This window comes from Winogradskyella tangerina, from assembly GCF_003260205.1.
GTDB lineage: Bacteria > Bacteroidota > Bacteroidia > Flavobacteriales > Flavobacteriaceae > Winogradskyella > Winogradskyella tangerina.
This window is the reverse complement of record NZ_QERF01000009.1, coordinates 188,830-203,031: the sequence shown is the minus strand read 5'-3', so window position 1 is coordinate 203,031 and position 14,202 is coordinate 188,830. Positions and strand designations below refer to the sequence as shown.

Annotated in this window: 10 protein-coding genes; 1 reads left to right on the top strand and 9 read right to left on the bottom strand. The window is 37.7% G+C overall.

Annotated features, from left to right (window positions below):
* Positions 1–3: 3 nt before the first annotated feature.
* From DDY94_RS13775 to DDY94_RS13745, 7 genes are read right to left on the bottom strand one after another with little or no spacing between them, the layout of a single operon-like run.
* Complete coding sequence (locus DDY94_RS13775) at positions 4–1,071, bottom strand: cytochrome c oxidase subunit II (RefSeq protein ID WP_111684959.1); 1,068 nt, start codon at positions 1,069–1,071, stop codon at positions 4–6.
* A gap of 27 nt (positions 1,072–1,098) precedes the next feature.
* Positions 1,099–2,499: a quinol:cytochrome C oxidoreductase gene (locus DDY94_RS13770; protein WP_198658961.1), complete on the bottom strand. Its 1,401-nt coding sequence runs from the start codon at positions 2,497–2,499 to the stop codon at positions 1,099–1,101.
* Between the two features lie 21 nt (positions 2,500–2,520).
* Positions 2,521–3,081, bottom strand: a complete 561-nt coding sequence (locus DDY94_RS13765) for a c-type cytochrome (RefSeq protein WP_198658960.1) — start codon at positions 3,079–3,081, stop codon at positions 2,521–2,523.
* A 1-nt stretch (position 3,082) separates the two neighbouring features.
* Complete coding sequence (locus DDY94_RS13760; protein ID WP_111684955.1) at positions 3,083–3,622, bottom strand: DUF3341 domain-containing protein; 540 nt, start codon at positions 3,620–3,622, stop codon at positions 3,083–3,085.
* Between the two features lie 8 nt (positions 3,623–3,630).
* On the bottom strand, positions 3,631–5,370 hold the full coding sequence (nrfD, locus tag DDY94_RS13755; RefSeq protein WP_111684952.1) for an NrfD/PsrC family molybdoenzyme membrane anchor subunit: 1,740 nt from the start codon (positions 5,368–5,370) through the stop codon (positions 3,631–3,633).
* Positions 5,371–5,400: 30 nt separating this feature from the next.
* The gene (locus DDY94_RS13750) at positions 5,401–8,514 is read right to left on the bottom strand and encodes a TAT-variant-translocated molybdopterin oxidoreductase (RefSeq protein ID WP_111684950.1); all 3,114 of its coding nucleotides are present in this window, start codon (positions 8,512–8,514) and stop codon (positions 5,401–5,403) included.
* A 27-nt stretch (positions 8,515–8,541) separates the two neighbouring features.
* Positions 8,542–9,831: a c-type cytochrome gene (locus tag DDY94_RS13745; RefSeq protein WP_111685037.1), complete on the bottom strand. Its 1,290-nt coding sequence runs from the start codon at positions 9,829–9,831 to the stop codon at positions 8,542–8,544.
* 209 nt (positions 9,832–10,040) lie between these two features.
* Between DDY94_RS13745 and DDY94_RS13740 the strand changes: the two genes are divergently transcribed.
* Entirely contained in the window at positions 10,041–10,424 is a 384-nt protein-coding gene (locus DDY94_RS13740; RefSeq protein WP_111684948.1) for an SPOR domain-containing protein, read from the top strand.
* A 4-nt stretch (positions 10,425–10,428) separates the two neighbouring features.
* Here the strand turns inward: DDY94_RS13740 and DDY94_RS13735 are convergent, their stop codons facing one another.
* Together DDY94_RS13735 and infB are read right to left on the bottom strand one after the other, a co-directional pair.
* Positions 10,429–11,430, bottom strand: coding sequence for an O-fucosyltransferase family protein (locus DDY94_RS13735; RefSeq protein WP_111684946.1), 1,002 nt, complete (start codon positions 11,428–11,430; stop codon positions 10,429–10,431).
* 57 nt (positions 11,431–11,487) lie between these two features.
* Positions 11,488–14,157, bottom strand: a complete 2,670-nt coding sequence (infB, locus tag DDY94_RS13730; RefSeq protein WP_111684944.1) for a translation initiation factor IF-2 — start codon at positions 14,155–14,157, stop codon at positions 11,488–11,490.
* Positions 14,158–14,202: the final 45 nt, after the last annotated feature.

Genomic DNA, 14,202 nt, shown 5'->3' with positions numbered 1-14,202 from the left:
TTACTAATTTAATAATGAATTTGCAAATTTCTGCTGTTCCGCCATCCATGCATTAAACTCTTCTTCAGTTTCTACAACAATTTTCATTTGCATATTATAATGCGATTTCCCGCATATTTTATTACATAATAATAGGTAATCAAATTCATAAGGATCTAATGGTTGCTCACCACTGGCGGCAAGTTCCTTACTTTTCTCAGCTCTAATTTTATTTATATTCTGAACTTTTTCTTTGATCTCCTCTGTTTGGCGCATTTCATCAGTAGTCATTGTTGGTGTAAAACTGAATTGCGTTACCATACCAGGAACACAGTTCATTTGTGCTCTAAAGTGAGGCATATATGCAGAGTGTAATACATCTTGAGATCTCATCTTGAATAAGATCGGTCTTCCTTTTGGCAAATGAAGTTCTGTAACTATAACGTCATCTTGCGCATTTGGATCATCTTCAGCTACACCAAGTATGTTAGCTCTGTCAATATCAATCAATCTAACATTTGCTTTTCCGAGAACATTATCTTCTCCACCGTATCTTGCTTTCCAGTTAAATTGTTGAGCGTATAATTCAATAACTAATGGATCATCTTCTGTATCAATTGTCATGATATCATTCCAAGTAAATAATCCGTACATAATTAAACCTGCCAATACAACTACAGGGATTCCTGTCCAGATGGCTTCAAGTTTATTATTATCGGCATAGAATAATGCTTTCTTACCTTTTTCGCCTCGATATTTAAAAGCAAAATAGTGTAATAAGAATTGCGTCACAATTTGCACTATAAAAATGACGATCATTGAGATGACCATCAAACTATCTAATCCAGGACCGTGCTCAGATGCAGAATTTGATACTAAAGGTAGATCACCTAAGTAAATAAAACTTACGATAGTAATGGCATAGATAAAGATTAAGAAACCTATCATTAAATAGCCATTTATCTTGTTGTCTTTATCATCTGCAATTTGTGTATTTGATGATCCAACTTGAGCCAAGTCAAAAATCTTTACCATTTGCCAGAGTGCAACGGCCACAAAAAGTACAATTATAATCGTTAATAAAGCTGTCATTATCGTTTCTGTTCTATAATTAAATTATTAATAATGAAAGTGTTTACTTTCTTTCATAAATGGGTTTCCTTTTGCCAATAATGGCGCTTTCCCTAATGCTGTAAATACAATGAATAAGAATAAACCACCGAATAGTAAGATTGAACCAATTTCAGGAATTCCGATTGACCATCTTTCTACAACAGTCGCTGGCATAATCATATTGAAGACATCTAGATAGTGTCCACATAAGATTATAATTCCGGCCATTACAACAAACCAAGGAATACGTTTGTAATCACTATTCATCAATACCAATAATGGGAATATGAAATTCATTGCTAGCATTCCGAAGAAAGGTAGTTTATAGTGCTCAATTCGTGTTACGAAATAGGTTACTTCCTCTGGAATGTTAGAATACCAGATTAACATAAACTGAGAGAACCATAAGTATGTCCAGAAAATACTAATACCAAACATGAATTTCGCTAAATCATGAATATGACTGTCATTCACAAATTCGAGTAAGCCTTTAGATTTCAAATAAATAGTTATCATTGCAATAACTGTAATTCCACTTACAAACATACTAGCAAATACATACCATCCGAATAGTGTACTAAACCAGTGTGGGTCTACACTCATTATCCAATCCCAAGACATCATTGACTCTGTATAGATATAAAATACAAGGAATGCTGCCGAAATTCTAAAGTTCTTTTTAAAGTTTCTGTTATCATCAGCACTGTCTTGTGCAATAGAGAACTTACGTGAAAAATGTCTGTATAATGCCCATCCTCCAAGGAAAATTGCTCCTCTGATAAAGAATCCAGTTTTATTTAACCAACTTGATTTACCGGCAACGAGATAATCGTAGTTTTCACTGTTAACATCAGTTACGCCGTCTTTAAGCCAAACAAATAAATGGCTATCTGCAAAAAATGCAATTAAAAGTACAATGATACCACCTGGCAATACATATGATGTAATACCTTCCATCACTCTGAATAATACTGGCGACCATCCTGCTTGTGCTGCATACTGTATGGCATAAAAAGCTAATACGCCTAAGGCAATCATAAAGAAAAAGAACGCTGCTACATAAAGTGCGGCATAAGGTCTGTTATGTATTTGGTGTAACGCGTGCTCTTCGTGTTCTGTTAAAGAACCGTGTGCAGATTCACCATGACCTTCTTCAGCATGACTTGCAGATTCACCGTGTGAATTGTCGTGTGATGTTTTGGCATGATCATTACCATGACCAGCACTTCCATGACCTTCAGTGGCATGACCACCACCGTGAGCATCGTGCTCAGCTGCTAAAATTTCAGAAATGTTATCTTCAGTTACGCTATGAGCGTCCATGAAGCCATACCCAACACCTAATAGTCCTAAAACTACCATGATAATTGCGGCTAATCTTAATCGATTTGAAATTTTATATTCCATTATATAATCTTTATCTAAATCTTATTTTTCTAAATCTGCTTTAAGTTTCTCAACATAAGCAACTACTTGCCAACGCTCACTTTCATTTAACTGGTTAGCGTATGACCCCATGGTATTCTTTCCATAATAGATCACATGGTAAATACTTCCGGTTGTGATTGCTCTTCCTGCATCATCATAACTTGGTACACCAAGTATTTTTTCGCGTTCAACTAATTTACCTTTTCCGTTTCCTTTGTTACCGTGACAAATTCCACAGTAGATCTCATATAACACTTTTCCTTCTTCATAATCAACCTGAGTTGAATCTAACGGACTTGTTAAGTTTGCTTTAGCATCGTCATAACCCTCATTTGTATCAGGAATTTCATATGGCATAAAATCACCTCTCGGAATAGTTCCTTCCGCAGGAAGTTGCGCTTCTACTCCGTTAGCAAAAGCATCTGACTCTTGATAAGCCTCATAACCAACTGGCTCGTACATGTTAGGCATATACTGATAGTTTGGTCTTGAGTTCTTTTGGCAAGACATAAAGCTTACCAAAATTGCGACTACTGTGATATATTTTAATGATGTCTTCATATTAATGTGCATCTTCGTCTTTATCAACTATGTTTATTTCAACAGCTCCTGTTTCTTGTAATAATGAAGTTAATTCGCTCTCATTATCATGAATAGCGATTTCCATTAAGAAATGATCGTCTGTTGTTCTTGGATCTGGATTTTCAGCCTTTTTGAATGGCCACATTCTACTTCTTAAATAGAAAGTGATTACCATTAAATGCGCTGCAAAGAATACCGTAAGCTCGAACATAATCGGAACGAACGCAGGCATATTCTCTAAATAACTAAAGCTTGGTTTACCACCAATATCTTGCGGCCAATCTTTGATCATTATGAAATTCATCATAACAATTGCCACTGTTAAACCAACACATCCATATAAAAATGATGTTATTGCAATTCGTGTTGGCGCTAAGCCCATTGCCTTGTCCAATCCATGAACCGGAAAAGGAGTATATATTTCTTCGATATGATGTTTTTCTGACTTTACCTTTTTAACGGCAGACATCAATACTTCATCATCTGTATAAATAGCATGAATTACTTTTGAAGCTTCCATATACTATATTAGTTATTTAATAAATTCTTAGCTTGCCCTGCCCAATCATCGCGTTCTGCCCTTCCTGGGAAAGAACCTGTGATTGAATCTAACAAGTCATATTCTCTTTTTGTCATCTTACTAACTTGTAAGAATGTATATATCCCAATACTGTTGAGTACTTCTTCCATTTTTGGTCCCACACCATTGATCTTCTTTAGATCGTCCGCTGTTTCAGTTGAAGCATCAAAAGTTCCTATGGATCCTAGTAGGTCATTTACCTTTCCGGAATTATCTTCAGTACTAGGAGTAGTAGCTTCTGAAATTACCGCCGCAGCAACCGCTTTAGAAGTTCTGTCGTCAGTTGCAGTTCCTACCAAGCTTTCTCCACTTTCTCTGATTCGCTTGTAACGCTCACCTGAAGACTTTAAGATCGTTTTCACCTCTGCTTGCGCAATTACCGGGAATGTTCTTGAGTACAGTAAGAAGAGTACAAAGAAGAATCCGATAGTTCCGATAAAGATTCCTATATCTACGAATGTTGGTGAGAACATCGTCCATGATGATGGTAAGTAATCTCTGTGTAATGAGGTTACGATAATTACGAAACGCTCAAACCACATTCCTATATTTACAACAATCGAAATGAAGAACGAGAACATGATACTTGTTCTTAATTTCTTAAACCACATAAACTGTGGAGAAAATACGTTACAGGTCATCATTGCCCAGTATGCCCACCAGTAAGGTCCAGTTGCTCTGTTAAGGAAAGCGTATTGTTCGTATTCTACACCCGAGTACCATGCAATAAATAACTCAGTAATATAAGCTACACCTACAATAGAACCTGTGATCATAATAACGATGTTCATAAGCTCAATGTGCTGCACGGTGATGTAATCTTCGAGATTACATACTTTTCTCATTATAATAAGAAGTGTATTTACCATGGCAAATCCTGAGAAGATCGCACCTGCAACGAAGTAAGGTGGGAAAATCGTGGTATGCCATCCAGGTATAACAGACGTGGCGAAGTCAAACGATACAATGGTGTGTACAGAAAGTACAAGTGGTGTTGCTAAACCTGCAAGTACCAATGATACTTCTTCAAAACGTTGCCAGTCTTTCGCTCTACCAGACCATCCGAAACTTAATAATGAATATATTTTCTTTTGAAATGGTTTTACCGCTCTATCTCTGATCATTGCGAAATCTGGTAATAAACCAGTCCACCAGAACACTAACGAAACTGATAAATAGGTAGAGATCGCAAATACGTCCCAAAGTAATGGTGAATTAAAGTTTACCCAAAGTGATCCGAATTGGTTCGGGATTGGTAATACCCAATAGGCTAACCATGGACGACCCATGTGAATAATTGGGAATAAACCAGCCTGAATTACCGAGAAGATCGTCATTGCTTCTGCAGAACGGTTAATTGCCATTCTCCACTTCTGACGGAAAAGTAAAAGTACTGCAGAAATCAGCGTTCCTGCGTGACCAATACCAACCCACCAAACGAAGTTAGTAATATCCCAAGCCCAGTTTACAGTCTTGTTAAGACCCCAAACTCCAATACCTGTTGAAATGGTGTAAATAATACAACCTATTCCCCAAAGGAATGCAACCAAAGCAATACTGAAAACAATCCACCAGGCTTTGTTTGCTTTGCCTTCAACCGGCCTTGCTACATCTACAGTAACATCGTGATACGATTTTTCTCCGGTAACTAAAGGTCTTCTAATAGGTGCTTCGTAATGAGACGCCATAATTATATAATTGATTCTTTAATTTATAGTTTATGCTTCAGCTGTATTTCTTACCTTAGTTTGGTACACCACATTTGGCTTAGTACCTACATGCTCTAGTAAATGATACGCTCTATTATCTTCTTTTAATTCAGCAATTTTACTGCTTTCATCATTGATATCGCCAAATACCATTGCGCCATTTCCACATGCTGCTGAACATGCTGTTTGGAACTCACCATCCTTCACCGGACGTCCTTCACGCTTCGCATCTAAAATGGTCTTTTGTGTCTTTTGAATACACATAGAACATTTTTCCATTACACCACGAGATCTTACAGTAACATCTGGATTTAATACCATACGTCCTAGATCATCATTCATGTAATAATCAAACTCATCGTTCTTGTTGTACAAGAACCAGTTGAAACGACGTACTTTATATGGACAGTTGTTTGCACAATATCTTGTACCTACACAACGGTTGTAAGCCATGTGATTCTGACCTTGACGTCCGTGTGCTGTTGCTGCAACAGGACAAACAGTTTCACAAGGTGCATGATTACAGTGCTGACACATTACTGGTTGGAAGGCAACCTGTGGATTGTCTGCTGGACTCTCCATTTCGCCAAATTCACTCAATGAACTTCCTAAACCTGAAATATTTTCTTTTTTGGTATTATCACCTTCAAATGACTCTTGAGATGAGTAGTATCTATCAATACGCAACCAGTGCATATCTCTACTTCGTCTCATTTCAGTCTTACCAACTACTGGTACATTATTCTCTGCATGACATGCAATCACACATGCCCCACATCCAGTACATGCATTTAAGTCGATAGATAAGTTAAAGTGATGTCCTATTGAACGATCAAACTCTTCCCATAAATCTACATCTGGAGAGGTTACAGGAGTTTCAACGTGGTTTAAGGATACTTCCGGAACTTTGTTCCAAACATGCTTATCCTTAGTGTTGAAAATCTCTAAAGTTGTTTCCTTAATGATATCTCCACGACCCATTAATGTATTGTGTAACTGTACACAAGCAAACTCATGCATTCCCGAAGCTTTTTCAACAGTTACTTCCTGAACAGCATTAAAGTTTTGGTATAGTGGGTAGGCATTAACCCCTGTTTGCATTTCTTTTTTAAGCGCATCTGAAGTTCTTCCGTAACCAAATGCTAAACCTACCGTTCCTTTAGCCTGACCAGGCTGAATGATTACAGGTACATTTTCGATTGTAACTCCATTTACAGTGACGTTAGCATAGCTACCATTAAGACCACCATTAGCGACATTCTCGTTAACTAAACCTTTGGCTTCAGCATCAGCTCTTGAAACCGTTAAATAGTTGTCCCATGTTGTTCTTGTAATTGGATCAGGGAATTCTTGTAACCAAGGGTTGTTGGCTTGCTGGCCATCACCCATTCCGGTTTTCGCATAAAGAACCAGCTCCATTCCATTTGCACTTGCCGAACTTGCTAGTGCTCTTGCTGCATTTCCGTTTGGTGTTTCAGAAGCCGTATCATCGCCTTCAGAAGTAGTATCAACTTCAGTTTCTGAATCTGTTGAAGAGGCTGAACTTACGAACACACCATCTTGAACAGCTTTATTGAAAGAGGCACCGTTTAAGATATCTGTTGTCCAAACATCTTTAAGGTAATCTCTATATGACATTGTATTTCCATTCCATGCTAAAAGCACTTCCTGAAATTGTTTCGTATCGAATAAAGGTCGAATTGTTGGCTGCATCATTGAATAATGACCAGATTTCAATTCGAAATCACCCCAAGATTCTAAATTATGAGGAGCAGCAGCAATAAAGTTACAATTTGAAGACGTCTCATCGCTCTTCATTGAGAAAGCGATCGACAGGTCAACTTTTGCTAAACCTTCTTTAAATTCTGAAGCATTAGGTAGAGTGTACATTGGGTTAACACCATTCATGATAAGTGCACCTACTTTACCAGCATTCATATCGGCAACAAGCTGCATTACTGCTTTGTCATTACCTTGTCTTGTTAAGATCGTAGTTTTTGGATCGAAAGCCTTACTGCTTAAATGCTCATTGATCTCTAAAGCAACTGTCTGAGCATTCACATCCTGAATACCTGTTACTACAACAGCGTTACTTCCGGCAGTATTAATTTCATTCGCTGCTTTCTGAACTGCATTTAAAATATTTTGTGGTAGGTCTACAGAAACTGCACCACCTACTATTTTGCTACTTAATAATGCTAATACTTTCTTTTGCTGACTTGGTGTAATTGGAATACGCTTATCGGCGTTAGCTCCAGTTAACGACATATTAGATTCGAACTGAATGTGGCGCGACATTTTACCATGGTCTGGAATACGCTTTGATGCATAACCAGACTCAAATCCACCACCTTGCCAGTCGCCTAAGAAGTCCGCACCTACAGACACTATAGTTTTAGCTTTTGAGAAATCGTAATTAGCCATTCCTCGTTTGCCATACTTAGCTTCATAAGCATCTAATGCTGCAGATTCTGAAATAGCGTCATAAGTCACATGTTTTACATTGCCGTATTTCTCAGCAAATTCTGCAACTAGTTTGTGTGTTGAAGGACTTGGTAATGTTGATGTTAAAAACACAATGTGCTTATCATCTGCCAGTCCATTCAATTTTGAAGTTGTTTCAGACATGAAAGCATCCCAAGAAATAGCTTCTTCGCCTTTCATTGGTGATTTCACTCTTTTACTGTCGTAAAGTCCTAAAACTGATGCGTGCACTCTGGCATTAGCCATGCCGTTTGTAGCTGCATCTGTATTATTCTCAATCTTAATTGGTCTACCTTCTCTTGTCTTTACTAAGACACTAGCGAAATCGTATCCGTTGGCAATCGTTGTTGCGTAATAGTTTGCAACACCAGGAATAATTTCTGTAGGTTGAACCACATAAGGAATCGACTTAATTACTGGACCCTCACATGCTGCAAACGTAGCTGCAGCTGTACTAAACCCAACATACTTTAAGAAATCACGACGTGATGTTGATGACGACTCAAGCGCCTGTTTATCACCTAAAAACTCATCCGTTGGAATTTCTTCCACAAATTCATTTTGTTGTAGTGTCTCAACAATTGAGCTATTGTCGTTTAGCTCTTCAACACTTTTCCAGTATTTCTTGTTTGATGACATATAATTCTGAATTACTTCTTATTAAAATTAATAATGGCACTTACCACATTCTAATCCACCCATTTGTGCCGCAGTTAATTGCTCAACACCATACTTTTTAGATAATTCTTCATGAATTTTCGTGTAGTATTCGTTGTCCTTAACTTTTACATTGGTTTCTCTATGACAGTTAATACACCATCCCATAGTTAATGGAGAGTGCTGGTACATAATTTCCATCTCTTCAACCGGACCGTGACAAGTCTGACACTCAACACCAGCTACAGAAACGTGCTGCGAGTGATTGAAATATGCAAAGTCTGGAAGGTTATGAATACGAATCCACTTTACTGGTTTCGTTTCGCCTGTGTAGGCTCTTCCATCCCATCCTACTGCTTCATATAATTTTTGGATTTCAGCGTTGTAATCAACACCATACTCTCTAATACCTTCTTGTTGAGTTGCATCCGCTACCTGATTGATAGACTTGTGACAGTTCATACAGATGTTCAACGACGGAATACCTGAATGCTTACTTACTCTTGCAGAAGAGTGACAGTACTTACAATCGATGCCGTTGTCTCCAGCATGTATTCTATGTGAGTAGTGGATTGGTTGTACGGGCTCGTAACCTTGATCGATACCAACCTGCATTAAGTAGCCATACACAAAGTAACCACTTGCTAATAAAAAGAATATTGCCGTTACTAATACCAAGAATTGATTTTCAACAAATGCTTTCCAGATTGGTTTTCTTTTAACCTCAGCAACAGCTTCAATGCCTTTGGCTTCAGCAAAACGATTTAAAGTTCGTTTTACAAGAATTAAAGCCATAGCCAGTAAGCCGAATAAAACCGCTAATGCTCCTAAGATTAAATTATTTGATACGCCACTACCAGCAGTTGCATCTGTTCCGGTTGGATCAGTTGGTGGTGGTGGAGGCGGTGGTGGCTCAGCAGTGTAAGCCAAAATATCTGAAATGTCTTGGTCGCTCAATTGCGGAAAGGCATTCATGTTGGTGTTATTCCACTCAGCATAAATTTTGTTGGCATAAGCATCACCTGCTTTTATCAATGCCGAACTATTTCGAATCCAAGCGTTAAGCCATTCTCTATCTAACCCTTCTTCATCATAAAGCCTCGCTTCAACGTTACGAAGTGCTGGACCTGTCATTGGTGCATCTAGCTTATGACATGCCGCACAATTTGCGTTAAATAGCGATTTTCCGTTTGCCGGATCTCCTTCTTGAGCGTTAAGTGAGGTTGAAAACGTAAGTAATAAAATAAAACCTAGACTGAGTATCTGAGAGGTTAAATTTCGGTAGATCACCTGTTTCATATTCTTAGTTGAATTTTCTTCTAAACTTTGGTACGATTTTTTCATAAATATGACTAAAGTCATGTTTCCAAAAACTCATGCAAAAGTAAGGCATAAAGTCGATTTTAGAAATGTTAGCGAAGTCTTAATATATAATTTATACTTATTCTAAATAACATTTTTTAGGCTTTATCGTTGAATAACATACCTTTGTATTAAAATGTAGAATTATGAGTACAAAAAATAGATATATCAGCGCCCTAATATTAATCTTATTTTTCGCCTTCAATTTAAGTGCGCAAGAAGGTCAGGTAAAAATCGATCAAGACAGTGATATCGATAGATTGTTAGAATATAAGAAAGACATTAAGACGACCAAAATATATAAGATTCAGGTATATCAAAGTGTTGATCCTGATAAAGCACAACGCGAAAAATTAAACTTTCTTAATTCGTATGGCGAATGGCCTGTGGAGATTGTTTGGAACACTCCAAATTATAAAGTTTGGGTGGGTAATTTTGCGACAAGGTTAGAAGCAGATAGAGCTTTGGCGAAAATTAAAAAAGACTACATGAACGCCATTATTTTTCAGCCGAAGTTAGACAAGAAATAAATCCTTACACAAGTTTCAATTTTCGTTTCACGGCCATAATTAATCTTGGAAGAAATGGACGTGCTTTCACAAATGCTTTCCGGTTAATTTTTGATCGGTCTTCATATTGGCATTCGATCAAATGATCAGGAATTCTTTTGAAACTATTATTTGAACCATGCATGCTGTAATTACAAATTGCATAATTCTTTTTGAAACCATCTTCAATATGAAAAAATGGCGACGAATCATTAAAGGTTCTTACCGGAATTTCGCACTGATCCACAACATACATTTCAATGGCAAATAGCAAATAATTATCTTGAATATGCCCCAAAATGTCTTTGAAATCTTTCCATGTTAAGAAGCGACTGTCATTGATCTTATAGTTTTGATCATTGGTGGCAACATAGGCAGATTTAAACTTGAATTGACTCAACTTTCTTAGCATGACGTCTTCATTCATACTTGTATTCAGCTTTTTGTTGAGTCGGTCACCTCTTCGAAGGTGTAAGCCTAATCGAGGTTGTTCTAATCGGTTCAAAATTTGATCACCAATGGCTATAATTTCAGAAGTTGGAGTTATTTCAGGAATAATAAATTTTACGCCCACGCCATGAAACAACTTCGCCAGAACAAAAGCATCATAAAGTTTAAGATTCCAAAAGTTATCATCTTTCAAATTTCGAATAACTAGAGTTGCATCTGTTTGTGTAAAATCGAATTTTTCTTCAGTGATATTGACAATGTCATCTGAATGCAGCGCTGATTCAATATCAGGAAGATCTTCCTCTAATATATAATCAATATGAAGTCGATCGATATTTAAATACTCGCCAACCAGGTAACTCTCTATAACCTCACCATGATTGTGGTGTGCACCGAGTCTAAACTTCGGAAGAACTGCGATCCTCTGACTTAATTTAGCCTCGGCCAACAAGATTGATAAGCACGAACGCCGATCAAGCAAGCCTTCAGCATATTTTTTTGAAGATTTATAGTAAAGATATTTAGGCTGCGATTCCATTACTCCAAAAAAACAAAAAAGCGACTAAATAGTCGCTTTTTCTTGTATTCTTAATACTTATTTTAATTTCTTTTTAACCTCAACTTCTTGGAACGCTTCTATGATATCACCTTCCTTGATGTCGTTATAACCTTTGATCTGTATACCACAATCATAACCCTTAGAGACTTCTTTAACATCATCCTTAAAGCGTTTCAGGGATGCCAATTCGCCCGTGAAGACAACAACACCATCTCTAATGATTCTAACTCCAGAATTTCTGAAAATCTTACCATTGGTTACCATACAACCAGCGATGGTTCCAATTTTTGAAATCTTGAAGGTTTCTCTAATCTCCGCAGTACCAGTAACTTCTTCTTTAACTTCTGGAGATAATAGACCTTCCATTGCGTCTTTCAAGTCGTTGATGGCATCGTAAATAATTGAGTATGTTCGGATATCAATTTCTTCCTTATCAGCAATTGATCTTGCGTTTCCAACAGGTCTTACATTAAATCCTACAATAATCGCATCAGAAGCCGAAGCTAATAACACATCACTCTCCGTAATAGCACCAACACCTTTATGGATGATATTTACTTGAATTTCTTCCGTAGATAACTTCTGGAATGAATCGGTTAATGCTTCAACTGATCCATCCACATCACCTTTAAGGATAATATTCAATTCCTTGAAATCACCAAGAGCAATTCGTCTTCCAATTTCATCTAAAGTAATATGACGTTGCGTTCTAACTGACTGCTCACGTTGTAATTGTGTACGCTTGGCGGCAATTTGTTTTGCTTCTCTTTCGTCTTCAAATACATTGAACTTATCACCTGCCTGTGGCGCTCCGTCTAAACCTAAAATAGACACTGGAGTTGATGGGCCAGCTTCTGTTACATCATTTCCGCGTTCATCTTGCATCGCTTTGACCTTACCACTGTTTTTACCGGCAAGTACATAATCTCCAACTTTCAAAGTTCCTGCCTGAACAAGAATTGTTGAAACGTAACCTCTACCTTTATCTAAATAAGCTTCCACAACTGTACCATTAGCTGGTTTGCTTGGATTAGCTTTTAATTCTAGTAATTCGGCTTCAAGTAGAACTTTTTCAAGTAATTCTTTTACACCTGTACCAAACTTCGCTGATATATCATGCGACTGAATCTTACCTCCCCAATCTTCAACCAATAAATTCATATTGGCTAATCCTTCTTTCACCTTATCTGGGTTGGCGTCTGGCTTATCAATTTTATTAATCGCGAAAACGATAGGCACACCAGCTGCTTGAGCATGAGAAATTGCCTCTTTTGTCTGAGGCATTATGGCATCATCTGCAGCCACTACAATAATAGCGATGTCTGTGACCTGAGCACCACGAGCACGCATTGCCGTAAATGCCTCGTGACCTGGTGTATCTAAGAATGCGATTTTTTGTCCGTTTGATAATTCTACGCCATAGGCACCAATGTGCTGGGTGATTCCACCTGACTCGCCTGCGATTACATTTTCTTCACGGATATAATCTAGAAGTGATGTTTTACCATGATCTACGTGACCCATTACAGTTACGATCGGGGCACGAGGTTTTAAGTCTTTTGGATCGTCTTCAACCGTTTCTATTGATTCTTCAATATCAGCGGTAACGAATTCAACATCGAACCCGAATTCTTCAGCAACTATAGAAAGTGTCTCGGCATCTAGACGCTGATTCATGGTTACCATCATTCCTAATGACATACACGCAGAAATAACCTGTGTTACGCCAACATCCATCATGGTTGCCACCTCACTTACAGTAACAAATTCGGTTACTTTCAGAATTTTACTTTCAGCTGCTTCTGCTTGAAGTTCTTTCTCAGATTGCTCTCTATGCTGTTCTCTTTTCTCTCTACGGTACTTGGCACCTTTTCCTTTGTTAGATTTACCTTGAAGTTTTTCAAGTGTTTCTCTCACTTGCTTTTGTACTTCTTCTTCACTTGGCTCCTCCTTTACAACTTTTGGTCTAGAACCTCTACCTTTTTGATTTCTTCTATTATCGAAATTTGGTCGACCGCCATCATTTCCACCTTTACTGATACGACGTCTTTTGCGTTTGTTAGCGTCGTTAGAAGATGACTTGTCTTCTTTTTTCTCCTCCTTCTTTTTCTTTGGCTTATTGAATTGTGAGAGATCTATTTTCTTACCTGTAGTGGTCGGACCTGTTAACTTTTGATACTTGGTTTTAAGTTTTTCGTCAGTTTTAGGCGCTTCTTCTTCTACTGGTTTTTCTGCTTTTGGTTTAGCCTTGGCTGGTTTTTCTGCTTTTGGCTTTTCTTCCTTAACCTCTGCCTTAGGTTTTTCTTCTACTGCTGGCTTCTTTGGTTCTTCCTTTTTCTCTTCTTTTTCAACCGGCTTTTTATCTAAATCGATTTTACCGATCTGCTTTGGTCCGCTAAGGGCTGCTTTAGCTTTAACTACGGTTTCTTTAGCGGCTTCCTTTTTTTCTTTTTCTTCAATTTCGCGTTCGCGCTGTTCGCGAAGCTCCTCTTTCTCTTTGAGTTTTGCTTCACTAACTTCTTGAGCTTTTTCACGCTTAGTTGCATCCGTCTGGAATTCATCAGATAGCGTGTCGTAAACCTCTTGCGAAATTTTTGTATTGGGGCTTTTCTCAATCTCAATGCCTTTGGATTCCAAGAAATCCACTGCACGATCTAATGAGATGTTCAACTCCCGTAATACTTTATTTATTCTAATTTGAGCCATAAATCGCCGTAATATACTTAAATCTGTTTATTTCAATCTAACTTT

Excerpts from the sequence above, each read along its gene's own strand:
- DDY94_RS13740 (WP_111684948.1), top strand. The coding sequence starts at position 10,041 with ATGAGTACAAAAAATAGATATATCAGCGCCCTAATATTAATCTTATTT.
- DDY94_RS13735 (WP_111684946.1), bottom strand. The coding sequence starts at position 11,430 with ATGGAATCGCAGCCTAAATATCTTTACTATAAATCTTCAAAAAAATAT.
- DDY94_RS13775 (WP_111684959.1), bottom strand. The coding sequence starts at position 1,071 with ATGACAGCTTTATTAACGATTATAATTGTACTTTTTGTGGCCGTTGCA.
- DDY94_RS13750 (WP_111684950.1), bottom strand. The coding sequence starts at position 8,514 with ATGTCATCAAACAAGAAATACTGGAAAAGTGTTGAAGAGCTAAACGAC.
- DDY94_RS13760 (WP_111684955.1), bottom strand. The coding sequence starts at position 3,622 with ATGGAAGCTTCAAAAGTAATTCATGCTATTTATACAGATGATGAAGTA.
- DDY94_RS13770 (WP_198658961.1), bottom strand. The coding sequence starts at position 2,499 with ATGGAATATAAAATTTCAAATCGATTAAGATTAGCCGCAATTATCATG.
- DDY94_RS13745 (WP_111685037.1), bottom strand. The coding sequence starts at position 9,831 with ATGAAACAGGTGATCTACCGAAATTTAACCTCTCAGATACTCAGTCTA.
- nrfD (WP_111684952.1), bottom strand. The coding sequence starts at position 5,370 with ATGGCGTCTCATTACGAAGCACCTATTAGAAGACCTTTAGTTACCGGA.
- DDY94_RS13765 (WP_198658960.1), bottom strand. The coding sequence starts at position 3,081 with ATGAAGACATCATTAAAATATATCACAGTAGTCGCAATTTTGGTAAGC.
- infB (WP_111684944.1), bottom strand. The coding sequence starts at position 14,157 with ATGGCTCAAATTAGAATAAATAAAGTATTACGGGAGTTGAACATCTCA.